Here is a 26,754-nt window from a genome sequence, read left to right as displayed (position 1 = left end):
ATTACTATTCAATAATTATTTTTTTGTTTAGCTCTCCATTTTCTGTATTAATTTTAATAATATAAGCTCCAGATGAGGTGTTTATTTCGATGGATTCATCTTTAGAGGAATTCAACTTCACCGATTTTATATTTTGCCCTAAAATATTATACAAATCTATACTTGATAAATACATGTTATTCTTATTCAATATTTTCAATTCAGAGGATGTTACATCGTAGTAAACCGTTACATAATTATTAATATGATCAATCTCATTTAAATTTAATTTACCATTACTCTGCTGGAAAACGAGATTAAATCTATCATTATAACTTCCTGATTCTAAAAAAACATCAAAGGAATCATTATTAATATTATAAGTTTCACCTGTAATTTTATCTTTAATGAACAACAACATACTATCATCGATATTTTCCAACTCATCAACTTTAATCCTAGCAATTCCAGCTTCTTTAACGATTAACCCTAAAGAGAATTCTTGATTTTCATCAAATTTATCAACGCCTTGAATAACAAACTTGTTATCATTAAAAGTCCAATACATATCCTCTTCGCCTACATCGGCCATAAAGGCATCATATCCCATATCAAAATCTATAGAGGCATTTATATCTGCACCTATAACTATTTGTCTGTGATACCCTAATGGAGAACTATATATAAGTTTAATCCTAGGTGTATCATCTTTAGTTGAAGTTATGGACTTGCTTTCTTTTTTACTTCGTGATTTTAGAAATAAAGATGTTGATCCATCTTCTGTTGCAAAAACCCGTTGACTATTTTTAAATACAATATCACCACCATCAACTGTTAATAATGGTGTGCTATTATCGTTGTCAAAACCATCCAAAGCCGTTGATACAAAGAACCCTTGATTAACAGGGATATATTCCCCTGGAACTTTTGTTCCTACTGCAGCACTTCCTGCATTTGATGTGCTATTAATCCTAGAGTCGTTTGAAATAGCGACTGCACCACCTGTTAAATTTCTGGTGGCATAACCACCAACATAGTCTCCTAAATTATGACTATTTTCTTCACCAAAGTGATCCCAAAAGTATAAAGCTCCATTAAAAATAGTTCCAGTTGCATTGTTTCCACCATCTGCAATACTCATATTATCCAAAATAAACTCTGTAGCATCAATGGCTGATGGATATGGGTTTCCAATTAATCGCTCAACATCACCTAAGGTTTTATCTAATTCTAAAGTTATATTTCCATTATATGGCAACCCTTTGAATACATAATTTTGTTCGGCTGAAATTGATACTGCCCCAGATGTTCCTTTCATTGTAAAGCCTTCACCTACAAGCAAAGGTGATGTTTCATCTATCTTTGCCCATGCATAATAATTATCTGCGGCACCATAAAATTTATACAACCAAGCCGTACTAATAGTTCTTGCTAAACCTGGAGGCGGAATAGAGCCGCTGCCATCAGGAGATGAACTATATAAAAGACTTTGATAAAATGCAGACAGTGTTCCGTCATTTATAACACCACTAATAGAATAATTAGTGTTAGTAGCTGGCGCTCCCGATCCTCTTGTTGCAATATTACCTCCAATTGGCCCTACAGATGATGACCAATAATTATAATTATACCCATTGGCTGTGCCTTGTTGGTCTCTTTCAATATAGCCACCACTATCTGCATCAATTATACTGCCTTCTGATTGCACTAATTGAGATTCTCCGACTAAATCAATAACACCATCCAATTCTAGATAATGCGAAATAGTTAAGCCTTGTCCTGAATTTGTTTCGTCTTGTGTATCAACAGGATCAGCAATGGTAATTATACCACCTGTTTGTATTAATCCTAAAAGTGAAATATCTCTATCTCCAGAAGTTATATCATGAGACGTTTCAACAATATTCCAATCTATAATGGTTGTCCCGTCTAAACTTAATGAGTTAGGTATAACTTGATCTGCACTATTAGTCCATGTAGCTGCTGCATCCCAAGCTCCATTTGCCGCAGAAATATATGGCAATGGGGTAGTTTGTGCATCAATTAAAGATTTATCTTTATCTAAATATTTTAGTCTTATATAATTTCTATCATCTGTTAAACCCTCAACTGTAGATCCGTAAAATGAATTAAAATCATAATAAGCTTTAAGATTACTCCAAGGGATTGAAGACACTTCATTACTAGAAGCTGACTGATGGAGTGTTTTATCATTTACATAGTCGGTTCCGCTAATATCAAATCGTTCTATTTCCTGATTCATAAGATACCTTACTTGATTCTGAGTAAGTCCTTGATCCCAAACATAGACTTCATCAATTTCACCTAAAAAAGGGTTGCTTATAGTATTTTTATCTATGTATAAAGCACCTAATGAAAATCTATTAAAATTTGGAGTAGGTGGTTCCACATCTTGTTCAGATTTATCCAACACCCCATCTATATATAAAAATACGGTCCCACTTTTATATACAAATGAAATTTGATGCCATTTCCCATCATTCAAAGCCATTGTTGAAGTAAATCTTGGATTTGAAGGATCATCAACGATAACCTCAACTTGATCCGAACCATTTAACCTAATTTGTAATTTTTCGCCTTTAGACATTAAGGTTCTTGTACTAGCACTAGAGGCACTTTTAACCCATGCAGAAATAGTAAAGGCATCTATATTTAAATTCAAAGCATACTCACCTACCATATAGTCTCCAGTTGCAAAACTTACTGAATGGTTTTCAGCTTTTTTAGTTACTTTTCCAAAAGTAAAATATTTTGTACCATCAAAATCGTACCAGGTTTGGAGTGTTACTCCAGCATCTTCGGACCGAAGTGGAATAACGTCTATAATATCACTATTGGCAAAATTTGCATTATCTGCTACTATTAAAGCATATTCTTCATCTGTACCTAAAGTAAAACTACTAAAAGCTGCAGAAGGTATTGAAACAAATACATTTTCAACATCACCCCCAGAGCCTGTTTTAATAGACTCTACTATTCTCCATTTCCTGTCGATTCGTGTCAATGATGTTGTAATTCCAGAAGCAATGGTTACATTATTAGTACTAGCTCCTGTAAAAGCAGCATTATTACTACCCCAAACTAAGAAATCGCCATCTTCATTAAATTCATTAGTATTAGAACTATTCTTAGAGAATACACCATTTAATCCAATAGTAACTTCATTTGTAATATTTAAAGATTTTGATTGTTTTTGGTTTAAATCTGAATTATCATCTCTACCTATACCAGCTACATGATAATTATAATCTCCTGAGTCTGCAGTAATATCCCAAACTATACCATCAAATGAATTGATATAATTTTTTTCGGCTTCAGTTGAAGTTCCTAATGTAATTCCATATTTTATGGCTAAATAAGATTCTATTTTTTGACGATCAGCATCTGTTACACGTTCAGCAAAAGTAAATATTTCAGCTACTCTACCATTTAAACTCCCTTGTACATCATAATTTCTACCTATCCAGTATTCAGTTCCATTAACAACATCTGGATCTGGTGCCGTATCAATAAATCCGACATTAGTAAAACCTGAATCATCAACAGTGGTAGTTGTTAACAAATTGGAATTATATAATATTTCTTGACCAGTTGGAGATGTATCGGCATCATTTCTAACATTTATAATACTAGCTATAGAATATGATTTACTTGTACTTATTTCTGCCTCTCCATAATATGTCCCAGAAGGTGAAGGAATATCTTGATTGTATGAAATCACTTCATTAGTAAAACGTGATGAATAATCGCCAAATCCTACACCTGTCATATCTCCAGCACTTCCTGAATCCACACCAGCAAAAATGGTGCTTCCAGAAGATATATTTGTCATAGGGGCATCAGGTATCATAACAATAAAAATATCCTGACTATAAAAACCATTAGCTGTATTTTCTAAATATTGTTCTAAAGTTGCTCCATCATTTTCAAACTTAATAACCGGATTGAAATTGATATTATCTGTAGCTGAATCTGAATATGTTGGCTGATTAGCGGATACTGTTTGTGTTGCATCTTTACCATTAGTTCCTATATCTTCCCACAACGACACGCTATCTCCATCTGTTGCGGCCGTATAACTAGGCCCCACACCTTTAAAAACTCCTCTTGTACCTTTTAACCAAAGTCGAAAATCGGCAGAAACACCACCTGGTTGTGGTCCTGTAAAATCAAACATCTCTGCACCTACGTTAAAAGAATATGTAGTATTATCCGTGTTTGAAATATTTATCGTAGCCTCTTGAGAACCTGCACCAGCTACAGGCCCAGTAAATGTAACAAGGATAACAACAAAAGAACCCGGGCTTACGCTAACTGTAGGTGGTTGAGCAGTTGCTAGATTATAAAAAGGTGGTACTAATATTATAGGAGCTATACTAAAACCACTCCCAGTAACAATTGTACTTGAAAGACCAGTAATATCTAGAGGGCAACTTCCTGTATTTGTTACAACAAAGTTTCTAGTTATTGAAGCTCCTTCATTTACGATACCAAAATAAGTACCGTTAGTTGCAATTGTAGTTGTTGAACCATGAGGAATATCTGCAGATGGACTTCCTCCTAAAATAGAAATAACAGGAGATGAATTAACTTCCAATGTAAATGTAAAATCCGCTTGATTCTTTATTTCAATAGTAACTAAAGTACTAGTGGTTGTACAGGCTGAACTTATATTTTCAATGTTGAAATCAAGAAACTTCTTCCCCCCAGGGCAGCTGGCAGGCTTAATATTTTTTTTAGGATTATTTGGTGTAATATCAAAATCTGTAGTATTTGTAATATCTACACCTTTAATTTTTAAATTTTTACAATTACTACCTTCAACATTTGTAATTCTAAAATCTAAACTATTACCAGCATTAATTGTAATTGTAGAACCCTGAGCAACAACGGATCCGCCAACAATTTCTACTTGCATGATTTGGGCAGTACCAACTGTACTAATTAGTAAAAATAAAACAAGAAGTTTAGCTTGAATCAGATTGATTAGGGCATACTTTCTCATATAAAAATTTCTTTAGTTATATTTTAATTTTTATTGAGAGACTATCAATTTTATTAAAAACCGATGTGTAATTATAATCAATAATATCGATATAAAGCAAATAAAATCGATTAAATACATAGTATTGAATAGATAAACCTACATTTTAATAATTACAGAAAGACATATACTACAAAAAATTAGTAGCAATTTCAAAATTGATTCAAAAGAAAATACACTAGCTTAAAATGTTTAAAAAATAATACTAACTTTATTGCTTAAAAAAACGGCATATTTTTTGCGAATTAGGTTTTGTTAATGAAAAAGCAAATACTCACATTACTCACCATTGTTCCCCTGCTCACTTTCGGGCAAGCCAATAAGCTATACCGAAAAGCCATGAGATCAACAGATTTAAACCAAAAAATCACACTTCTTACTCAAGTTATAGATTTAGAGCCTAAAAACCTAGATGCCTATTTTTACAGAGGACTAGCCAAAAATGATTTAGGTGATTATAATGGGGCTATTGTTGATTATTCTAAAATAATTGTTGATCAACCTGATGCGGACACCTATTATAATAGGGGGAATTCCAGATATAGCATAAAAGATTTTGCAGGTGCAAAAGAAGATTATGCCAAAGCTTTTATGCTTGACGAAAACTTTACAGATGCCTTATACAGCCTTGCATGTGTTAAATATGACTTAGGTGATTATGAAGCCGCTATAAAAGATTTTAGCAGCGTTATAAAAACTGTTCCTAATCAGCCCAAAACATATACCCTAAGAGCACATGCTTATAAAGCTACAGAAAATTATATGAATGCGTTACAGGATTACTCAACGGCTATATTAATTGAACCAAGTGCCGATTCTTATTACAATAGAGGTGTGTTCTTTATGGATATCAAATATTATGAAAAAGCGAATAATGACCTTAATATGGCATTAAGACTAAATAAAAACAATGCTTATGCCTATTTTTATAGAGGTGCCTCACATTTATTATTAGGGAAATTCAATGAAGCTATTTCAGATTTTTCTAAAGCCATAGAATTCGACTCAACAGATTTTGATGCCTACTTAGGTCTTGCCATAGCACAATTTAAAATAAATGATACTGACCATGCTAAATTGAATTTTCATAGAGCTAATGATATTCTTTCAATAGGAAAAAGCATAACAAATATTCAGCAATACTCAAACACCTATTGGTTTCAAAACCAGTATTTCTACTTTAATAATAATATTAGCCAGTTAGTAAAAATGAAGTGATTAGCCTCGATACTTTAATGGCAAGTGCACCACCTTTTTAGTTTCATAAAAGTCTTCTGAAAAATAATCGCTCAAATTATAAATGGTTGTGGTTTTATAATCTTGGAGCTCTTCAGACAAATCTCCGCCTTTTAAATACAATATTCCATTTTTAAGGTCATGATTTTGGTTTTTAGCAATTTTACCTTTAACCCAATGTACAAATGTTGGCATGGCAGCTACTGCCCTACTTACAATAAAATCATATTTGCCATCGATTTCTTCTACTCTACTATGGGTGGTTTTTACATTAGTAAGCCCTAAACCTTGAACAACCTCATCTACCACTTTTAATTTTTTAGCAATACTATCCACTAAATGGAATGAACATTCAGGGAATAAAATAGCCAAGGGAATCCCAGGAAATCCACCACCTGTACCCACATCAAGAATGTTACTTCCTTCTTTAAAAGATATCACTTTTGCAATTCCTAATGAGTGCAATACATGGCGCAAATAGAGCTCATCTATATCTTTTCGAGATACCACATTAATCTTTAAATTCCAATCTTGATAAAGTGATTCTAATTGTTTAAATTTATGTATTTGATCTTCCGTTAGATGGGGAAAGTACTTTAAAACAAGTTTCATCGGTTGAGTGTATTTTATTTAATCGGTCAGATGAATTCGCATAGAAAATATCTCTATTCGCATAGAAAATTTTAGTTATGCTCATTTCATTTCTGTTAAATTTTCAACAAAAATATACTTTTTAAGTACATATTTTTACAAAAAATTGGGATTAATTGAATTGGTTTATTCCTATCTTTGCCACAGGTATGATGAGCAATTTATTATTATCAATCATATTAAAGTTAATAGCATGGCTAAACAAGCACTTTCATTCTCAAGAAAAGACTCTGCAAAGTTTTTTAAAACGCTAAATAAGCGTGTTAACGATTACTTCAAAGACAATAACATAAAACGAACTGGAAACTGGAAATTATATACCAAGGCAATCATCATGTTTGCTTTGTTAATTGTTCCTGTCGTTTTAATTTTAACCATTGATTTACCTGGTTGGGCACAAATACTATTAATGGTAGTTGTTGGAATTGGTATGGCTGGTGTAGGCATGAACGTTATGCATGATGCCAATCACGGTTCTTTTTCCAGTAAAAAGTGGGTTAACAAATTAATGGGCAGTAGCATTTATATTTTAGCTGGAAACGATTACAACTGGAAAGTACAACACAATGTATTACATCATACTTACACCAATATACAAGGTCATGATGAAGATATTGATGCCGGTAGAATTATTCGTTTTTCTAAACACACAAAATGGTTAAGAATCCATAAATATCAAAAATATTACGCTTTCTTTTTATATGGTTTGTTAACTGCAAATTGGGCTATTACTACCGATTTCATACAAACATACAAATACCTTAAAAGAAAATTGGCTTATGGAAAAATGCCATCTCCTGCCACGCAGTGGACTAAATTAATTATTGGAAAAATTGTTTATTATGCTATTTGGGTGGTTTTGCCACTAATATTAGGATTTGCATGGTGGCAAGTTTTAATTGGTTTCTTAGTTATGCATTACACAGCTGGAATAATTTTAAGTGTCATATTTCAGTTAGCTCACGTTATGCCCAATACCGAAATGCCTTTACCGGATCAAGATGGTAACATGAAAAACACTTGGGCTATTCATCAATTATTTACCACATCTAATTTTTCACCAAAAAGTTGGTTGGCAGAATTTTATACTGGTGGACTAAACAGACAAGTAGAGCACCATTTATTTGCCAATATTAGTCATGTGCATTATAGTAAAATAGCAAAAATAGTTAAGGATACAGCTAACGAATTTAGTTTACCGTACAATGAGTATAATACTTTTTGGGGTGCGGTAGCAGAACATTATAACCAATTAAAGGCGTTAGGACAAAAGCCTAATTTAGCCTAAACTTCATATTTACACTTAAATAAATTACATGCAATTATTATCTGATAGAATTTTAAACATGGCTACGTCTGCAACATTAGCAATGGCTGCGAAAGCAAGAGAACTTAGAGGCGAAGGAAAAGATATTATTGGCTTAAGCTTAGGCGAGCCAGATTTTAACACACCCGATTTTATTAAAGAAGCCGCTATTCAGGCTATTAATGATAACTATAACTCCTATACACCTGTTGATGGTTATGTGGAGTTAAAAGAAGCTATCATTACCAAATTTAAGCGCGACAATAACTTAACATATACATTACCTCAAATTGTAGTTTCTACAGGAGCTAAACAAGCCTTGGCAAATATTGCTGGTGTGATGCTTAATGAAGGTGATGAAGTGCTTTTACCTTGTCCGTACTGGGTAAGTTATGCTGATATAGTAAAACTGAATGACGGTGTACCAGTAGAAGTCAAAACTTCTATTGATACCGATTTTAAAATGACTCCAGCTCAACTTGAAGCCGCTATTACACCAAACACAAAAATGATTTGGTTTAGCTCGCCATGTAACCCAAGTGGTTCTGTTTATAGTAGAGCTGAGTTAAGAGCATTAGCTGATGTTTTAGTAAAGCACCCAAATATTTATGTGGTTTCAGATGAAATTTACGAACATATAAACTATGGAGAAGGACATGCTAGTATTGCTGAATTTGACGATATGTACAATAACACCATAACAGTAAACGGCGTTTCTAAAGCTTTTGCTATGACGGGATGGCGTATTGGTTATATTGGTGCTCCAGAAAAAATCGCAAGAGCTTGTAACAAAATGCAAGGTCAAATTACGAGTGGTGCAAACTGTATTGCGCAACGTGCTGTAATTACGGCGCTAAACGCATCGCCTTCTCGTGTTCAATTTATGATTGACGAGTTTAAAGTACGTCGCGATTTAATTTTAGATTTATTAAGTGATGTTGAAGGCTTTAAAACCAATACTCCAGAAGGTGCTTTTTATGTGTTCCCAAATGTGACACATTACTTTGGAAAAACATTAAGAGGTAAAAAAATAAACAATGCTACAGATTTTTCTTTATATCTATTAGAAGAAGCTCTTGTGGCAACCGTTACTGGTGAAGCTTTTGGAAATCCTGATTGTATCCGTATTTCTTACGCCGCTTCGCAAGAACAAATTATTGAAGCTATTAAGCGTATAAAAGAAGTTGTGAGTTAAAAAAACAAAACAATTATACATTTTAAGAAAGCCGCTAATTAATTTAGTGGCTTTTTTAGTTAATAAATCTTTTGCATAAATATTTCTTGTTATTAAAGTTGGGCACAACCATAAATCAACTATCTATTCCGCCAAAAGAAAGGCGTAAATAAAATAAGAACAGTAAACAATTCCAAACGCCCAATAAGCATTAAAAAAGAAGCCCACCATTGTGCTAAAGGCGGTAATGTGTCATAGTTGTTTACTGGTCCGAAATCGCCTAAAGCAGGACCTACATTGCCTAGTGTAGATGCTGCTAAACCTATGGCAGATTCAAATTCTATTCCCATTATAGAAAACACTAAGGCGCCAATAATAAACGACAACATATAAAGAATAAAAAAGCCTAAAATATTAAATACAATATCTCCGGAAATTGCCTTATTATTATACCGAACTGGTAAAATAGCATTAGGATGTAAAGTGCGTTTAAACTCTAAAAAACCATTTTTTATCAAAATTAAATGGCGTACCACTTTTACCCCGCCCGATGTGCTTCCTGCTGAACCACCTAAAAACATAAGTCCGAAAAATAAAACCACTAAAAAAGGTGCCCACATGGTATAATCCGCAGTAACAAAACCTGTTGTGGTTATAACAGCTATTACTTGAAACAAGGCATGCCTAAAAGCACTTTCGGCTTCTCCCCAAACCATAGGATGGGCTACAGATGATGCCGAAACATCTGCCTTAAAATAAATGATTAATGCAGCAATAACCGTAAATACAGTAATAAATTTAAAATAAAGCAAAAACTCTTCATCATGTATTATTTTCTGAACTTTTCCTTTAAACGCAAAGTAGCTCAATACAAAATTTGTGCCTGCTAAAAACATAAACAAGATAATGATGTACTGAATTATTGGTTGCCCATTCCAGTAGGCAACACTTGCATTTTTAGTAGAAAAACCACCTGTTGAAAGCGTACACATAGCATGATTAACAGCATCAAAAAACGACATGCCAGCAACTTGTAATAAAATAGTTTCAGCGGCGGTATATCCAAAATAAATAAGCCATAATCGTTTTGCAGTATCTGTAATTCTAGGATGTAATTTATCAGCACTTGGTCCTGGGGCTTCTGCAGCAAATAATTCCATACCCCCAATGCCCAATAATGGTAAAATGGCAATAGCGAGAACAATAATACCCATACCCCCAATCCAATGGGTTAAACTGCGCCAAAATAAAATACCTTTTGGCATGGCTTCAATATCATTTATTATAGAGGCACCCGTTGTGGTGTATCCTGACATGGTTTCAAAAAACGCATTGGTAAAGCTAGGAATTGCTCCAGTAAACAAATATGGAATAGTTCCAGAAAGCGTCATGATAATCCAGCCAAATGCTACAACCACATAACCTTCGCGTCTATTCATTTCTTTTTTATGTTTCAATGAAGACAACATGGAAATAGTGCCTAAAACTAACACTAAAACACCTGAAAGAACTAAATTTAATGTAATGCCGTCTTTATAAATAAAACTTACAAGTGCGGAGATAAGCATAAATCCACCATTGAATAATAACAGCAAACCGAAAAAGTGGACAATAATTCTATAGTTTAGTTTCACGCAGGTTTAAATTAGGCTAATAGAAAAAACTTTCGACTTTTTTAATTGAGGTTGGTAAACAACAAACAACAACTCTATCTCCAGCTATAATTTTAAAGTCACCAAGAGCAAGCATGCCATCGCCATCTCTTATTACACCGCCAATAATTGCTGTGAGAGGGAAATTAATGGACTTGATTACTTTATCACAAATTTTTGAATTTGGATTTACAATAAACTCTAAAAGCTCAGCATCCATACTACTTAGTTTTGTCATGGCAACAACATCTCCCTTTCTTATATATCTAAAAATACTATTTGCAGCTAAAAGTTTTTTATTAATTAAAGTGTCTATCCCTATGGAATGAGAAAGTTCAAAATAATCCATGTTTTCTACTAAAGCAATGGTTTTTTTAACACCTCTATTTTTTGCCACAAGGCTAGAAATAATATTAGTTTCAGAATTTCCAGTAACCGCAATAAAGGCATCCATTTCGGATATATTTTCTTCTTCTAATAATTCTACATTCCTTCCATCTGCATTAATTATTAAGGTATTGGGCAAACGATCGGCCAATTCAAAAGCACGTTCTTTATCATTTTCAACTAATTTCACATTAAACCTTCCTTGTGTTTTAGTTAAGCCCTTTGCTGTTTTTCTTCCTATTCTTCCGCCTCCAAGAATCATGACATTTTTAATTTCAGTTTTAAAAAGTCCTGCCAATTTACATAACTCTTCGTCCCCGCCTTTAGATGTAATAAAAACCACGTGATCCCCTTCGGTAAGCATGGTGTCTCCTCTAGGAATAGTTGTTAGATGCGAACCAAAACGCTGAATAGCTATTGGTACAAAGTGCACATTTGGAAACATTTGAGCCGCTTCTCTTACGGTCTTTCCTATAATCTGAGCTGGATTTGTAAGGTTTAAACCTAACATGGTTAACGCTCCATTTTCAAACTCATAGGTGTCATTAAAAACAGATTGATTCAATAAGAGCTCAATTTCTTTTGCTGCCAATTGTTCTGGAGAAATCAATTCGTCAATTCCAAATTTGGTAAATCCTCCTTTGTTTTTAAAATCAATAAATTCAGTATTAGATATTCTTGCAATAGTTTTATTTGCGCCAAGTTGATTAGCCAATACGCAAGCTGTAATATTGGTAGATTGAGACGATGTTACTGCAATAAACAATTCAGCGGTACTTACTTTTGCTTCAGTTAATATCCTAATAGAAGTTGCATCTCCTTTTAAAACCTTAATATCTAAATGAGAATCTGCATACATGAGACTATCTTTATTGGGGTCAATTAAGGTTATTTCTTGAGATTCGTAAGAGAGTAATTTTGCTAAATGAAATCCAACTTCACCAGCACCTGCAATAATTATTTTCATTATTTAACTATCATAAAAAGTATAACAAATATACTATAAAATAAATATTGCTAATCAAAATCGAATGATTATAATAATTAGAAATCTAATTATGTAAAACTTTTCTAAAAGGTTATCTTTGCTCAAAATTTTTATGATTTGACAAAAGTAAAGCCATACAAAAACAGCGATTTAGGTAAAAAAGAACAGGTTACCAAAATGTTTGATACCATTTCTGGTGATTATGACGGATTAAATCGTGTAATTTCTTTTGGAATAGATATTAAATGGCGAAAAAAAGTAGTTAAATTAGTTAAAGAATCTAATCCCGATAGGATTTTAGATATCGCTACAGGAACTGGAGATTTGGCTATTAATTTAGCCGAAACTAATGCCAGTAAAATTGTTGGTTTAGATATTAGTAGCGGCATGTTAGATATTGGCAAAGAAAAAATTAAAACGAAAAGTTTAGAATCAAAAATAGAAATGGTTTTAGGAGATTCTGAAAACATGCCTTTTAAGGACAATACCTTTGATGCCATTACCGTTGCCTTCGGTGTTCGTAATTTTGAAACCTTGGAAAATGGGCTAAAAGAAATTTACAGAGTACTAAAACCAAACGGAGTATTTGTTATTTTAGAAACATCAATGCCCGATAAGACGCCTTATAAACAAGGCTATAATTTCTACACAAAAAATATATTACCATTGATTGGAAGAGCCTTTTCAAAAGATAGAAGTGCTTACAAATATTTATGCGAATCGGCATCTGTTTTTCCTTATGGGGAAGCGCTAAACAATATTTTACGTAAAATGGGGTTTATTAATGTTGAAGATTTTCCACAAACTTTTGGTGTGGCAACAATTTACAAATCATCTAAGTAATAGTATGAAATACTTTTTTGCATTAATATCATTTTTATTCATCATTGAAACGAGTAATGCCCAGCTTTTTAAGAAAGAAAAAGTAATCTATGATGCCAATCAAGGGCGTGGTTCTACGGATAATAAATTATTGCGATGGGGTTATTTTTTAGGGATTAGTAATTATGATTTCAATTTTGATTATAATAATGATTTACGTGATATTTATGTTCTAAGAAGCCCTGGTTTTAATGTAGGCTTGATAGGGAACTTAAGGGTAAATAGCTTTATAGATTTACGTTTAGAGCCTGGTTTACTAATTACAACCAGAGAATTATATTATAGCGAATCCTATTTTGATGGTGTTCCAGATGTAAAAACTTCTGATTTGATTAGAGAGGTAAAATCCACCTATATACATATTCCATTACTGGTTAAAATTTCTACAAAGCGTATTAATAATTTCAAGCCCTTTATTGTTGGTGGTTTCTCTACAGCTTTAAACCTTTCAAGTAACGAGGATAATCCAGAGGATAACAAAAATGGGCAATTCAGAACGATCAAAAACTCTATATTTTATGAGCTGGGTTTTGGAATTGATTTTTATTTATACAACTTCAAATTCACGCCTTCCATTAGAGGTCTTTTTGGAATGAATGATGAATTGGTTAGAGATGAAGACCCAAATAGTCCTTGGACAAGCAATATTGCGAGCATGAAAACGCGGGGGATTTTTGTTAATTTTACATTTCAATAAAAGTTTGTCGTTTAGTTGTTTGTTTTAAAGTCGAAAAATCAGCCTAAAGCTAAACAGCTTACAACTTAACAACTAACCTCTTCTAAACTCACTCAATAAAATAGCTGTTGCGGTTGCTACATTTAAACTTTCGGTAGCTTGTAAATCTCCAAATCTTGGAATAGCAACTTTTTCATTAATGTAGGTTTCAATTTCTTTAGAAACGCCATTGGCTTCATTCCCCATAACCAAAATACCTTTTTGAGATAAATTTTTAGTATAAACCGTTTCGCCTTCCATGAAAGCACCATAAATAGGCGTTTCGCTTTCCTTTAAAAACACAGCCAAATCCACATAACTAATATTAACTCTAGTGATTGAACCCATTGTTGCTTGAATAACCTTTGGGTTAAAACAATCAGCCGTTTCTCTACTGCAAACCAAATCTTTTATCCCAAACCAATCGCAAAGCCTAATAATAGTTCCTAAATTCCCAGGGTCTCTTATGTCATCAAGAGCTACTATAAGTCCTGAATCATCAATGGGTTTTGGTTCTGGAATTTTAAAAATAGCCAAAGCTTTATTAGGTGTTGTTAAAAAACTAATTCGTTTTAAATCCTTTTCTGAAATTAAAACTTCATCCCGATAGTTATTGGGATTGGCACTGTTATTGAATGATTCAGTCGTATATAAAGCATGAAGCATCCAATTTGATTGTAGCAGTTCTTTTATTGTTTTTATACCTTCAACAACAAAAAATCCATGTTGTTGTCTATATTTTTTGTGCTTTAAACTGGTTATTAATCTTATTTGGCTTTTTGTTAGCATGCAATCTTTATTAATTTTTTATAAAGAAAAGAAATTATTAGTAAGATTAGCAAGGACATAAATTATTTAAATATTTTTTAATGTATTTTTGAGCCTATGATAGCAGTTTGTCATTAGTGCTTTTATTTTAATCAAAACCTTAAAGGATATAACCAGAATTAATTATAATTTTCATTTGAAACGACAGCTCTCGAAAATATTGATTTTAATATGCTTTTTAAAATGTTTCACGTCATGTAATGCCGTAAAACGAGTTGCAGAAGATGAACACGTGCTTACGGCTAATACAGTGATTATTAATGGAGAAAAACATAAATCTGAAACTATAAACAATCTAATATACCAAAAACCTAATAGTAAAATCCCGCTTTTAGGCATTCCGCTTCGCTTACATATATATAATACGGCTCGACCAAATAGAGATTCAATTTTTGAAGCTTGGCTAGATAAAAACCCCAAACGCAGAGAACGCTTAAAAAGAAGATTCTCAAAAAAACAAGTTGATAAAATAAAGGAGTCTGCTTTAGGGTTTAACCAATGGTTGAAAAAAATTGGAGAAGCTCCTACTATTGTAAGTGAAGAAAGAACTAAAAAATCTGTAAGTCGTATTCAAGACTACTATATAAATAATGGTTGGTTTGATGTTAAGTCAAATTACGGCATTACTGAAAATGACAACAAACGTGCAACGGTTGAGTATAACGTTGAAACTGGCAATGCGTTTGTCATAGATTCAATTTCTGAAACTATAAAATCGCCTATTGTTGACAAACTTTACAAGAACATTCGAAAAAATGGCTTAATAAAACGTTACAACCAATACAAGACGACAAACATCGACCTAGAACGTGAACGAATTTCGAGTGAATTACGCAACTCTGGAGTGTATCATTTCAAACAAGACTATATTACTTTTGAAATGGATACCATTGGCACCAATAAAAAAGTAAATATTGATATAAAAATTCAAGATAGGCTCATAAGGACGGAAGATTCTGTTAGACATGAGCCTTTTGAAATTTATAAAATTAGAGATGTAAACATCATAACCGATTACACGTTTGAAAACAGAGGAAAACCATTTCAAGACTCCATATCCTACAACGGTTACAAATTATACAGTTACAATAAAATGCGCTACAGACCAAAAGCGTTAACAGATGCTGTATTTATTAATACTGGCGGTATTTTTAAAGATATAGACAGAACAAGAACCTATAGGCACTTAAATGAGTTGCGAACTTTTAAGTACCCAAATATTGAATATATTGAAAATTTAGATAACACACTTACAGATACTATTAGATTAACACCCTTGAAAAAATTCAATTTAGGGTTTAGTGCAGATGTATCTCAAAGCAATATTCAATCGGTTGGATTTTCACTAAATCCTAGTTTGCTTATACGGAACATTTTTAAAGGTGCCGAAACACTAGAAATATCTGCCATTGGTTCTATTGGTGCTTCTAAAGATGGAAAAGAAGAAGATGACCCGTTTTTTGATATTAACGAATTTGGAGTCGATTTAAAACTAACTATTCCAAGATTATTTTCACCGTTTTATACTGAGGGTATCATCCCTAAATATATGTTGCCAAGTACCCGAATTAGTTTAGCAACAACCAGTCAAACTAACATAGGTTTAGACAAACAAACATTTAGTGGTATTTTTAATTACAATTGGCACCCCAATGATAAAGTCACAAATCGATTAGATGTATTCAACATTCAATACGTTCGAAATCTTAATACAGGCAACTATTTTGATGTGTATAGCAACTCATTTAACGCCCTGAATCGAGTAGCTAGAGATATTGATTATATTGATGATGATGCCACATTAAATATTCCAAATTCAGACAATCCTGTAAACGAAGCTGATAGCTTCATAAATGATGTTTTAACCAATAGCACGTCATTAACTTCAAACGATTCAGATTACAAGACCGTTTCAGGTATTGAAGAGCGTAAACAACGGTTAATTGAAAACAACTTGATTTTATCTTCAAGCTACAATTTTATAAATGATGAACGCACAAATCTATTTGACAACGACTTTTCTATATTTCGGTTTAAGCTAGAATTGGCTGGAAATTTACTATCAAGCGCGTCAAAAATTATAGGTCTTAAAAAAGACAGTAATGGTCGTTATGAAATATTCAATGTCGCCTTTTCGCAATATGTAAAAACGGAATTTGATTATGTAAAACACTGGGAATTAGGTAGAAGAAACGTGCTTGCTATGAGGAGTTTTTTAGGCATTGCTCTTCCTTATGGTAATTCTAACAGCATCCCGTTTTCTAAAAGTTTTTTTGCAGGAGGACCTAATGACAATCGTGCATGGAACCCTTATAGTCTAGGACCTGGAAGTTCTGAAACCACTAACGAGTTTAATGAAGCCAATTTAAAATTCGCATTAAGTTTAGAACAACGTTTTAATATATTTGGAGATTTAAACGGTGCCCTGTTTATAGATGCTGGTAATATCTGGAATGTATTGGATAATGTTGAAGAAGAAAGAGCAACTTTTAATAATTTTGACTCCTTAAAAGACATAGCTATAGGTTCAGGATTTGGCTTACGTTACGATTTTAGCTTTTTTGTGTTCCGTTTTGATATTGGTTTCAAAACCTACGACCCTTCATATAGAGATGAAAACAGGTGGTTTAATGATTATAATTTCGCTAACGCCGTATACAACATAGGAATAAACTATCCATTCTAAATCTTTAACACACTATAACGTTTTAGTATCAATTTCTATTTTTCAAACTACAAAACAGCAGCTAGTTATTCAAAAATTGATTACTTTTGGGTCTTACTAATTACTAATCATATTAAATTAAAAAAATGGGACACAATATAAAGCCAGGAGTTGCTACAGGTCAAGAAGTACAAGCGATTTTCAATCATGCAAAAGCTAATAACTATGCACTTCCTGCAGTTAATGTTATAGGTTCTGACACTATAAATGGCGTTTTAGAAACCGCAAGAGACTTAAATGCTCCAGTAATTATTCAATTTTCAAACGGAGGCGCACAGTTCAATGCTGGAAAAGGGTTGAGTAACGACGGTCAAAAAGCCGCTATAGCAGGTGCTATTGCAGGTGCAAAACATGTGCATACCTTAGCAGAAGCTTACGGTGTTCCAGTAATATTACATACCGACCACTGTGCAAAAAAATTATTGCCTTGGATAGACGGTTTACTTGATGCAAGTGAAGTACATTTTGCAGAAACTGGAAAATCATTGTTCAGTTCTCACATGATTGATCTTTCTGAAGAGCCTATTGAAGAAAACATAGAGATCTGTAAAACCTATTTAGAGCGAATGAGCAAAATGGGAATGACATTAGAGATTGAATTAGGTATTACAGGAGGTGAAGAAGATGGTGTTGACAATACTGACGTTGATGATTCTAAATTATACACACAACCAGAAGAAGTTGCTTATGCTTACGAAGAATTAAGTAAAGTAAGTCCTCAATTTACAATAGCAGCAGCTTTTGGAAACGTACATGGGGTTTACAAACCAGGTAACGTAAAATTAACACCAAAAATCTTAAAGAATTCACAGGACCACATTTCTAAAAAATATGGTGTTGAGCATAATCATATTGATTTTGTATTCCATGGCGGTTCTGGTTCTACAGTTGAAGAAATTAGAGAAGGGATAAGCTACGGCGTTATTAAAATGAATATTGACACCGATTTACAATATGCTTTTATGAGTGGTATTCGTGACTATATGGGAGATAAAGCTGAGTATTTAAAATCTCAAATAGGAAACCCTGATGGTGCTGATTCTCCAAATAAAAAATATTACGACCCAAGAGTTTGGTTACGTGCAGGAGAAGTAACTTTTGTAGCTCGTTTGAAAAAGGCGTTTGAAGACCTTAATAATGTGAATACCCTATAATAATTCATTTTAGAATCATATAAAATCCCATTTAAGCCCTATTAATATTGAGTTTAAATGGGATTTTTATTTTCAAAAACAAAATTTTATTAGATAGCTGTATCAAATTTTGAGTTTGAATAATAAAAATAGTAATTTTATATGTTTTACATTTGCAAACGATAACTAACTAAAACAACGATTTTAAAATTGAATTAAAATCGTAAACCCATCCTAAGCACAGTCAAGGGATTTAAAAAACGTAAATCATATGTCTTGGTTTAAAAGAAAAACAAAAGGAATAACAACTACTACAGAAGAAAAAAAAGACACACCTAGAGGGTTGTGGTACAAATCTCCTACTGGTAAAATTGTTGATGCAGAGGAACTAGAAAAAAATTTTTATGTAAGTCCAGAAGATGGTTACCATGTTAGAATTGGTAGTAGAGAATATTTTGAAATCCTTTTTGATGATAATAAATTTAAAGAATTAGATGCTGATTTAGAATCTAAAGACCCTTTAAAATTTGTGGACACAAAAAAATACCCAGATCGCTTAAAAGCAGCCCAAGATAAAACCAAATTAAAAGATGCCGTAAGAACAGCCGTTGGCAAATCTAAAGACAAAGATTTAGTTGTGGCATGTATGGATTTTAGCTTTATTGGTGGTTCTATGGGAAGTGTTGTAGGCGAAAAAATAGCTCGTGCTGCAGATTACGCTTTAGCAAAAAAAATCCCGTTAATGGTTATTTCAAAATCTGGAGGAGCCCGCATGATGGAAGCTGCATTATCTTTAATGCAACTCGCTAAAACATCTGTAAAACTGGCGCAACTAGCTGATGCTGGCATTCCTTATATTTCTTTATGTACAGATCCAACAACAGGAGGGACAACAGCGTCGTTTGCTATGTTAGGAGATATTAATATAAGTGAACCTGGGGCTTTAATTGGTTTTGCTGGACCGCGTATTGTAAGAGATACTACTGGAAAAGAATTACCAGAAGGGTTTCAAACCGCTGAATTTTTATTGGAACATGGTTTCTTAGATTTTATAACATTACGTAGAGATCTTAAAAACAAAGTAAATCAGTATATTGATTTAATACTAAATCAGCCTTTAAGAGCTTAGATTTTTCTAAATTATTAAGACCTATCTGATTTTAAATCCAGACAGGTTTTTTTACTCAATTGAAGACTTTTTTGGACTGCATAGCATCGTTACGGAGTTATAAAAAGACGAAAAGTGAGTGAAAAATATCATTTTACAGCCAATTAAAAAAGTTTAAATGAGTTCATTGTATAAACATCATTTTTAAAACAAATAATGAGTCAGATTACATTTTAAAAAACATACTCAACTTAAAAAAAATAATTCTTAGCGACTAGAATAAGTCCATTTTCTTTTTAAGAATTTTATTTCAAATCATTAAAAATTACTATATTTGCCGCTCGAAAGAAAGACTTTCGTGTACATAAAAATCATTTACAATAATATTAGCATGTATTTATCAAAAGAAGAAAAAGCAGAAATGTTTGCAAAACACGGTAAAGGTAAAACGGATACTGGTTCTGCAGAAGGACAAATTGCGTTATTCACACAACGTATCAATCACCTAACTGAGCACTTAAAACAAAATCGTAAAGATTATAATACGGAGCGTTCATTAGTAAAATTAGTAGGTAAAAGAAGAAGCTTACTTGATTACTTAACTAAGAAAGATATCTTAAGATATCGTGCTATAGTAAAAGAATTAGGATTAAGAAAATAATTAAAAAAAGAGGCTTTTATTAGCCTCTTTTTTATTTTTGCGTTAGGGATTGAAGTGGCATCCTTTTTTGATTTTTTGTCAAAAAAGATATAGCTGAAAGCCCGACCTTTAGGTAACGCCAATATAAAGATTAACTCTAGCGTAAGAGTTTAAACCACGCGATATGAATAAGCAGATCCTGAAACAAGTTCAGGATTATCAGTTTTTCATTGGTCACACACACAACAACTACACACAACACAACGACCATTGTTTAATTTGATTTGAGCATGATTATGCTTGAATTGCAAGAAAAAATTTATGATTCCACAAGTTTTTAAAGAGGTCATTGACCTAGGAGACGGTAGAGAAATTTCTATTGAAACCGGAAAATTAGCAAAACAAGCTCATGGTAGCGTTGTTGTGCAATCTGGAAAATGTATGTTATTATGTACAGTTGTTTCCAATTACAAACAGTCTGATGTAGACTTTTTACCATTGACAGTAGATTACAGAGAAAAATTTGCTGCTGCTGGACGTTACCCAGGAGGTTTCTTTAAAAGAGAAGCAAGACCGAGTGATGGCGAAGTTTTAACGATGCGTTTAGTAGACCGCGTTTTACGTCCGTTGTTCCCAAAAGATTATCATGCAGAAACACAAGTTATGATCCAATTAATGTCTCATGATGATGAAGTTATGCCTGAAGCTATGGCTGGTTTGGCGGCGAGTGCTGCCATTCAATTATCAGATTTTCCATTTGAATGTGCCATTTCTGAAGCTAGAGTTGGTCGTGTTAATGGCGAATTTGTAATTAACCCAACAAGAGCACAATTAGAAGAATCTGATTTAGAGATGATGATTGGAGCTTCAGCTGATTCAGTAATGATGGTTGAAGGTGAAATGGATGAGATTTCTGAAGAGGAGATGGCCGATGCTATCAAGTTTGCTCACGAAGCTATCAAAGTACAAATTGCTGCGCAATTACGTTTAGCAGAAGCTTTTGGTAAAAAAGAAACTCGTGAATACGAAACTGCTGAAGTAAATGAAGATTTACAAAAAAGAATACACGATTTAGCTTACGATAAATGTTATGCTATTGCTAAGAAGGGAACTTCTAAAGCAGAGCGTAGTAATGCATTTGCTGAAGTAAAAGAAGAAGTAAAAGCTTCATTTACTGAAGAAGAAATGGAAGAGTTTGGCCATCTTGTTGGAGGTTACTACAGTAAGGCTGAAAAAGAAGCTGTTCGTGAATTAACATTAAGCGAAGGTTTACGTTTAGACGGTAGAAAGACTGACGAAATTAGACCAATTTGGTGTGAGATTGATTATTTACCATCTACACATGGTTCTTCAATTTTTACTCGTGGAGAAACACAAGCTTTAGCAACGGTTACCTTAGGGACTTCTAGAGATGCTAATAAAATAGATATGCCATCTCATGAAGGTGAAGAGAATTTCTATTTACATTATAACTTCCCGCCTTTTTGTACAGGTGAAGCTAGACCATTAAGAGGGACTTCTAGAAGAGAAGTTGGTCATGGTAACTTAGCGCAACGTGGATTAAAAGGTATGATTCCTGTTGATTGCCCATATACAGTACGTATTGTATCAGAAGTATTAGAATCTAACGGTTCATCTTCTATGGCAACAGTTTGTGCTGGTACAATGGCATTGATGGATGCTGGGGTTCAAATGACAAGACCAGTTTCTGGTATTGCTATGGGATTAATTTCTGATGGTGATCGTTATGCTGTATTATCTGATATTCTAGGTGATGAAGATCACTTAGGGGATATGGATTTTAAAGTAACTGGTACTTCTGAAGGAATTACTGCTTGCCAGATGGATATTAAAATTAAAGGCTTATCATATGAGATTTTAGTAAATGCGCTAAAACAAGCACGTGAAGGTCGTTTACATATTTTAGGTAAAATTACAGATACTATTGCAGCTCCTGCTGAAAGTGTTAAAGAGCACGCGCCAACTATGGTGACGCGTCGCGTTCCTAATGAATTTATTGGGGCGCTAATTGGTCCTGGTGGAAAAGTAATTCAGGAAATGCAAAAAGAAACTGATACTACTATCGTTATTAACGAAGATCCAGTAACAGAAGAAGGTATTGTTGAAATTTTAGGTGTAGGTTCTGAAGGTATTAATGCGGTTTTAGCAAAAATCGATTCTTTATTATTCAAACCAACAGTTGGTAACGTTTACAAAGTAAAAGTAATTAAAATGCTTGATTTTGGTGCCGTTGTAGAATATATAGATGCTCCAGGAAATGAGGTTTTATTACATGTAAGTGAATTGGCTTGGGAACGTACTGAAAATGTTTCAGACGTTGTAAATATGGGTGATGTTTTTGATGTGAAGTATTTTGGTCAAGATCCAAGAACTCGTAAAGAAAAAGTATCTCGTAAAGCTATTTTGCCAAAACCAGAAGGTTATGTTGCTAGACCACCTAGAGATAGCTCTAGAGATAGTCGTGGTGGACGTGATAACAGAGGTAGAGATAATCGTGGACGCGATAACCGCAGAGACGATAGAAGACCTAGAGAAGACAAGAAGGAAGATTAATTTCTTTTTTAATCTATAATTTTAAGCCTGTTTCTCCCGATAGCTATCGGGATTGAAACAGGCTTTTTTTATACATTTATAATTGAATTGTAAACTGAAGACTTCTATAATGGTAGGCAGACGGGTTTGCTAAATTTAGCCCAAAAACAGGCATCAACTCATAAAAACAAAACGCATCCCGAAATTTCGGGATGCGTTTTTCATCAACTAAACTATAATCAAATTAACTAAACTAAATCTATTTTTGTTTTTTCTTGTGCATGCTTTTTTTCATGCCTTGCTTTTGGTCTTTTCCTTTAGAGGCCATTCGCATTTGTGCTTTCTGCCATTTAGCATATTGCTCTTCATTTAAAATGTTTTTCATTTTAGCTTTCATAGCAATTTGATGGTCTAATTTGGAATTTACCATTTTAAGACGTTGCTCTTGTGTAGGTTTTTGCATTTCTCCACTTTCTTTTTTTGCTTTGCGCTCAGCCATCATTGCTTTTCTTTTAGTGGCATTTTCTAAATTTATTTTTTGAATATTAGCTTGTTGAGATTCATTTAAATCTAAAAACAAAGTCATTTTTTTTGTTTGGAGTGTAGCCATGTCTTCCGCAGAGAGATTCATCATTTTTTGACTTCTTTCTTGGTTATTTGGTTTTTGTCTTTTTTGCTCTTGAGCAATTGCTTGTAGTCCTATAAAGGCTAAGGCAATTAATATTAGCTTTTTCATCTGTATTAAAAATTTAAATTAATTACTACTAGGACTTAGCAATTTTAGAAAGGTTTAAAAGCGGTGTTAGTTTTAACGAGACATTAACAAATCGAATGGGTTTGGCTGAAATAAATACAGTGTCTAGTTTATTCTGAAATGGGGAGTTTTAAACTCACTCCAGTTTGAAAGTCAGGCGCATTGTTTACCAAAAAATCTTCTTTAATGTATATTGATAATTTTAATTTTGGTCGACCATAAGTATATGTGAAATTCCAAGTAGATTGAGCATTATATAGTGTGGCAACGCCATTGTGCCAACCCCCATTTATTTCACTCCATTTGCCAAGTAATCTATAATAATCGGCTTCTTTTTTTTTGTTGTAACGCGATTGTGCTTGGTAATTTATTCCAAAGGCATTATAATTTCCTTTTTTTGTGTATTTAGTTATTTCAATATTACTTTCTATAGTTCCTAAATACGGATTGTTACCTAAATCTATAACCTCCTTAAAATTGATTATGTTTTTGCGTAACAGATTTGCGCCTAAGGCAATATTGAGTTCGTAATTGTTTTTTAGAGGTATTTTCTTGATAGCATTACCAGAAACCCCAATATCTACAGACGAATTAAATTTAGAGGTGTTAAGCCCTAAATGACTGCCAAAATTGAAAAATATATTTCTAGCCTTATTGATTGAAAGTTTAGGATAATAAAAGTGATTGAGCTCAAGACCTCCAATAAAAAAATCATTGTTATTTAGTTCGAGTGTTTTTCCGTTTCTATCAAAGTATTTAAAATTCACTTGATTTAACCCATAATATCGCCTTCCATATGGGTCTTCGCCACCGGCAACATTACTATGGAACCACTCAATACTTTCATCACCTGTAAAAAATGAAAATGGATGTTTTCCTTTGGTAATTAAATAAGAGCGTAAAGTAATACCTAATTCGTGTTGTTTTGATAATGGGATATTAATACCAACTCTAAACTCCTTAATTACTGCATCTATAACGATATTCATATACTCTGCAGGCGTAGTTGCTTGGTCAATAAAATTAAAATGACGGTCATGCCAAATAACTTGGCTTAATTGTTCTCTTACTTCGGAATCTTTAGGGAAATGAGCTTCAACAAAAGGTTGAAAGTTGTTTCCGCTAATAGAGTTTATGGTTAAAGTTGTTTTTTTTGGAGGCGTAAGTTTAAAATTGGTATTAATCCTAGAACTGAAAATACCAAAATGATGTGTTGCTAAAAGGCTAGGGTTTTCAATACCATTTTTAATTGATAAGCTATCTTTTTTTTGCGCTATTACAATAGAACTGTAAATACAGAATACAATAAAAAGCGTTTTTTTTAGCATCGAGCAAAAATAGGTAAAGTTTAAATATAAATAATTATGGAGTTGTTAATTCTTGTTGAGCTTGTTTTATTAAGGTTATTGTGGTTTGGTATAGGTCTGTATTATTTATTTTACCTTTCAGCCAACTATAAAAACTTATTACAAAAATATCTTCTTTGTGGGTTTCAATCCAGTCAAAAGCGTTTTCAACGGTATCTTTAAATGCTTTTGTGGTTACTGTTTCTGGGTTTTTGTAATAGGCTTCAACAAAACCTAAATATGTGATAACACGTTGCTGATTGATGCTTTTTAAATATGAATAATGACCTCTTTTAAAGCTAAGTAATCTTGATTCTGCTAAGTCAATGTTTTTAAGTTCAATATGAAGTAATATTTCGATTAAGTTTTTTTTAATGACCCATTCTTTTCCTGCTTTTTCTGCGTACCAAGAATCGGTATGATAAAATTTGGAAAAAACTTGATGTGCCTTTTTTAAATCGTTTTTTTGAAAATAATACACAATCAGGCTTAAATTAATATCTAATAATGACTCGGTGTCTGGGTGTTTGCTCTTTATAAAAGGCTCTAAGGTTTGTATGGCTAATTCTTGTTGGTTGCTGTAATTTAAATTAAGCGATTTTAGTAGGAGGTATTTTAATTTGAATATGGTGTAATACTTCTGTTTCTTCAAGTTCATGTGTTCATGCATAAGCTCTAAATAAGGCATGGACTCCGAAAATTTTTTGTTTCTGAACAATGTATTTGCAATGGCGTATAAAATTTGAATATGATAGTATAACTGGTTTTCTTTGCTTTTATAATTGAGAATCGATTTGTAAGTGTTAATTAAAAAAGGTTCAATTTTCAAATAGTCTTTAGTGATAAATGCTGAAATACTAGCAATAGTTACTAATTGATACAAAGATTTAAACGACAAAGCATCATTAATGTTAATGTTGTGTGTTTTAAACGTGTTGTCGAGTATGGTTTGAAAATCTAAAACATCTCCTTTGTAGGCAATGTTATTTAGTGTTTGTCTGATTTTCACATAAACAATGTTGAGTTCGTTTTCTATAGCAATATGCTTTTGATTGCCTTTGAGTTTTATAATGAGCGGATCTAATTCTACAGATGGGTTTGCGTAAGCATACTGGATTTTAGTATGATAAATTTCATTTAGCATGGGGAACAAATAATGTTCTGTGGCTAATATTTCAGCTTTGTCTAAAATTTTATAGGCAACCTTATGTTGGTTTTGTTTTAAAAATGATTTTGCAGCTAATAGGTATTTAATGATTTGCATATCCGCAGAATTCTCGTCTTGTAAACTTTGGTTTGCTGTAAAATCTATTAAAGATTGATGCAGGCGTTTTCTTAAAGCATGGTAAGCATCTTTCTTTTCGCTTCCATAAAGCTTTATGGAAATGTCTTTTGAGTTTAGTTCATCTTCTGATAATAGATTAAATAATGCGATGTTTTTGGCATCATTCCGCTTGTTCTTTTTTTCTAAATAAGTGATGAATTTCTGTTGGTCTTCAGTTGAAAATGTAGAAACTATATCGTTTAAATTAATCATTTAATCATCAGTATTAAAATTTTATTATGAATAAATATAGGTGTTTTTTAAATAATATATTAAAATATATCGTCGGTTTTGTTCAAATATAGTGT

Annotated in this window: 18 protein-coding genes; 10 read left to right on the top strand and 8 right to left on the bottom strand. The window is 32.8% G+C overall.

Annotated features, from left to right (window positions below; all coding sequences use genetic code 11):
• Window positions 1-4: 4 nt before the first annotated feature.
• Window positions 5-5,005: a DUF8202 domain-containing protein gene (locus ABD935_RS16420; protein ID WP_345193993.1), complete on the bottom strand. Its 5,001-nt coding sequence runs from the start codon at window positions 5,003-5,005 to the stop codon at window positions 5-7.
• Between the two features lie 297 nt (window positions 5,006-5,302).
• Here ABD935_RS16420 and ABD935_RS16415 point away from each other — a divergent pair, with 297 nt between their 5' ends.
• Entirely contained in the window at window positions 5,303-6,262 is a 960-nt protein-coding gene (locus ABD935_RS16415; RefSeq protein WP_345193991.1) for a tetratricopeptide repeat protein, read from the top strand.
• On the opposite strand, the gene rsmG is transcribed toward ABD935_RS16415, so the two are convergent.
• A complete protein-coding gene (gene rsmG / locus ABD935_RS16410; protein ID WP_345193989.1) occupies window positions 6,263-6,892 on the bottom strand; it encodes a 16S rRNA (guanine(527)-N(7))-methyltransferase RsmG in 630 nt (209 codons plus the stop codon).
• A 232-nt stretch (window positions 6,893-7,124) separates the two neighbouring features.
• Here rsmG and ABD935_RS16405 point away from each other — a divergent pair, with 232 nt between their 5' ends.
• Window positions 7,125-8,219: a fatty acid desaturase family protein gene (locus tag ABD935_RS16405; protein ID WP_345193987.1), complete on the top strand. Its 1,095-nt coding sequence runs from the start codon at window positions 7,125-7,127 to the stop codon at window positions 8,217-8,219.
• Window positions 8,220-8,247: 28 nt separating this feature from the next.
• Window positions 8,248-9,432: a pyridoxal phosphate-dependent aminotransferase gene (locus ABD935_RS16400; protein WP_345193983.1), complete on the top strand. Its 1,185-nt coding sequence runs from the start codon at window positions 8,248-8,250 to the stop codon at window positions 9,430-9,432.
• A gap of 119 nt (window positions 9,433-9,551) precedes the next feature.
• On the opposite strand, the gene ABD935_RS16395 is transcribed toward ABD935_RS16400, so the two are convergent.
• Window positions 9,552-10,979, bottom strand: a complete 1,428-nt coding sequence (locus ABD935_RS16395) for a TrkH family potassium uptake protein (protein WP_345193980.1) — start codon at window positions 10,977-10,979, stop codon at window positions 9,552-9,554.
• 82 nt (window positions 10,980-11,061) lie between these two features.
• The gene (gene trkA, locus ABD935_RS16390) at window positions 11,062-12,417 is read right to left on the bottom strand and encodes a Trk system potassium transporter TrkA (protein ID WP_345193978.1); all 1,356 of its coding nucleotides are present in this window, start codon (window positions 12,415-12,417) and stop codon (window positions 11,062-11,064) included.
• A gap of 138 nt (window positions 12,418-12,555) precedes the next feature.
• On the opposite strand from trkA, the gene ubiE reads away from it, so the two are divergent.
• Together ubiE and porT are read left to right on the top strand one after the other, a co-directional pair.
• The gene (ubiE, locus tag ABD935_RS16385; protein WP_345193976.1) at window positions 12,556-13,281 is read left to right on the top strand and encodes a bifunctional demethylmenaquinone methyltransferase/2-methoxy-6-polyprenyl-1,4-benzoquinol methylase UbiE; all 726 of its coding nucleotides are present in this window, start codon (window positions 12,556-12,558) and stop codon (window positions 13,279-13,281) included.
• Between the two features lie 4 nt (window positions 13,282-13,285).
• Window positions 13,286-14,017 (top strand): type IX secretion/gliding motility protein PorT/SprT, encoded by a 732-nt coding sequence (gene porT / locus ABD935_RS16380; RefSeq protein WP_345193974.1) that lies wholly within the window; start codon window positions 13,286-13,288, stop codon window positions 14,015-14,017.
• 72 nt (window positions 14,018-14,089) lie between these two features.
• Here porT and ABD935_RS16375 read toward each other — a convergent pair whose 3' ends face one another.
• Window positions 14,090-14,824 carry a TrmH family RNA methyltransferase gene (locus ABD935_RS16375; RefSeq protein WP_345193972.1) on the bottom strand — a complete coding sequence of 245 codons (735 nt, stop codon included), beginning with the start codon at window positions 14,822-14,824 and terminating at the stop codon, window positions 14,090-14,092.
• 199 nt (window positions 14,825-15,023) lie between these two features.
• Between ABD935_RS16375 and tamL the strand changes: the two genes are divergently transcribed.
• The 5 genes from tamL to ABD935_RS16350 all read left to right on the top strand — a co-directional run bounded on the left by tamL (window position 15,024) and on the right by ABD935_RS16350 (window position 23,043).
• Window positions 15,024-17,549, top strand: coding sequence for a translocation and assembly module lipoprotein TamL (tamL, locus tag ABD935_RS16370; RefSeq protein ID WP_345193970.1), 2,526 nt, complete (start codon window positions 15,024-15,026; stop codon window positions 17,547-17,549).
• A gap of 125 nt (window positions 17,550-17,674) precedes the next feature.
• Window positions 17,675-18,742, top strand: a complete 1,068-nt coding sequence (gene fbaA / locus ABD935_RS16365) for a class II fructose-bisphosphate aldolase (RefSeq protein ID WP_345193968.1) — start codon at window positions 17,675-17,677, stop codon at window positions 18,740-18,742.
• Window positions 18,743-18,992: 250 nt separating this feature from the next.
• Window positions 18,993-19,850: an acetyl-CoA carboxylase, carboxyltransferase subunit beta gene (accD, locus tag ABD935_RS16360; protein ID WP_345193966.1), complete on the top strand. Its 858-nt coding sequence runs from the start codon at window positions 18,993-18,995 to the stop codon at window positions 19,848-19,850.
• A gap of 370 nt (window positions 19,851-20,220) precedes the next feature.
• Entirely contained in the window at window positions 20,221-20,490 is a 270-nt protein-coding gene (rpsO, locus tag ABD935_RS16355; RefSeq protein ID WP_345194013.1) for a 30S ribosomal protein S15, read from the top strand.
• 300 nt (window positions 20,491-20,790) lie between these two features.
• Window positions 20,791-23,043: a polyribonucleotide nucleotidyltransferase gene (locus ABD935_RS16350; RefSeq protein WP_345193965.1), complete on the top strand. Its 2,253-nt coding sequence runs from the start codon at window positions 20,791-20,793 to the stop codon at window positions 23,041-23,043.
• Window positions 23,044-23,281: 238 nt separating this feature from the next.
• On the opposite strand, the gene ABD935_RS16345 is transcribed toward ABD935_RS16350, so the two are convergent.
• From ABD935_RS16345 to ABD935_RS16335, 3 genes are all read right to left on the bottom strand, one after another.
• On the bottom strand, window positions 23,282-23,758 hold the full coding sequence (locus tag ABD935_RS16345) for a hypothetical protein (protein WP_345193963.1): 477 nt from the start codon (window positions 23,756-23,758) through the stop codon (window positions 23,282-23,284).
• Between the two features lie 128 nt (window positions 23,759-23,886).
• A complete protein-coding gene (locus tag ABD935_RS16340; protein ID WP_345193961.1) occupies window positions 23,887-25,104 on the bottom strand; it encodes a hypothetical protein in 1,218 nt (405 codons plus the stop codon).
• 34 nt (window positions 25,105-25,138) lie between these two features.
• A complete protein-coding gene (locus ABD935_RS16335) occupies window positions 25,139-26,659 on the bottom strand; it encodes a hypothetical protein (protein ID WP_345193959.1) in 1,521 nt (506 codons plus the stop codon).
• Window positions 26,660-26,754 lie beyond the last annotated feature (95 nt).

This window comes from Algibacter agarivorans, from assembly GCF_039543245.1.
In the GTDB taxonomy this organism is placed as follows: Bacteria; Bacteroidota; Bacteroidia; order Flavobacteriales; family Flavobacteriaceae; genus Algibacter_G; species Algibacter_G agarivorans.
This window is presented reverse-complemented; position numbering and strand designations above follow the sequence as displayed.

Coding starts and splice junctions, on each gene's coding strand:
- ABD935_RS16395 (WP_345193980.1), bottom strand. CDS start 10,979: ATGCTTATCTCCGCACTTGTAAGTTTTATTTATAAAGACGGCATTACA.
- ABD935_RS16400 (WP_345193983.1), top strand. CDS start 8,248: ATGCAATTATTATCTGATAGAATTTTAAACATGGCTACGTCTGCAACA.
- porT (WP_345193974.1), top strand. CDS start 13,286: ATGAAATACTTTTTTGCATTAATATCATTTTTATTCATCATTGAAACG.
- ABD935_RS16375 (WP_345193972.1), bottom strand. CDS start 14,824: ATGCTAACAAAAAGCCAAATAAGATTAATAACCAGTTTAAAGCACAAA.
- ABD935_RS16420 (WP_345193993.1), bottom strand. CDS start 5,005: ATGAGAAAGTATGCCCTAATCAATCTGATTCAAGCTAAACTTCTTGTT.
- rpsO (WP_345194013.1), top strand. CDS start 20,221: ATGTATTTATCAAAAGAAGAAAAAGCAGAAATGTTTGCAAAACACGGT.
- ABD935_RS16350 (WP_345193965.1), top strand. CDS start 20,791: ATGATTCCACAAGTTTTTAAAGAGGTCATTGACCTAGGAGACGGTAGA.
- fbaA (WP_345193968.1), top strand. CDS start 17,675: ATGGGACACAATATAAAGCCAGGAGTTGCTACAGGTCAAGAAGTACAA.
- accD (WP_345193966.1), top strand. CDS start 18,993: ATGTCTTGGTTTAAAAGAAAAACAAAAGGAATAACAACTACTACAGAA.
- ABD935_RS16415 (WP_345193991.1), top strand. CDS start 5,303: ATGAAAAAGCAAATACTCACATTACTCACCATTGTTCCCCTGCTCACT.
- ABD935_RS16340 (WP_345193961.1), bottom strand. CDS start 25,104: ATGCTAAAAAAAACGCTTTTTATTGTATTCTGTATTTACAGTTCTATT.
- rsmG (WP_345193989.1), bottom strand. CDS start 6,892: ATGAAACTTGTTTTAAAGTACTTTCCCCATCTAACGGAAGATCAAATA.
- ABD935_RS16345 (WP_345193963.1), bottom strand. CDS start 23,758: ATGAAAAAGCTAATATTAATTGCCTTAGCCTTTATAGGACTACAAGCA.
- ABD935_RS16335 (WP_345193959.1), bottom strand. CDS start 26,659: ATGATTAATTTAAACGATATAGTTTCTACATTTTCAACTGAAGACCAA.
- trkA (WP_345193978.1), bottom strand. CDS start 12,417: ATGAAAATAATTATTGCAGGTGCTGGTGAAGTTGGATTTCATTTAGCA.
- ABD935_RS16405 (WP_345193987.1), top strand. CDS start 7,125: ATGGCTAAACAAGCACTTTCATTCTCAAGAAAAGACTCTGCAAAGTTT.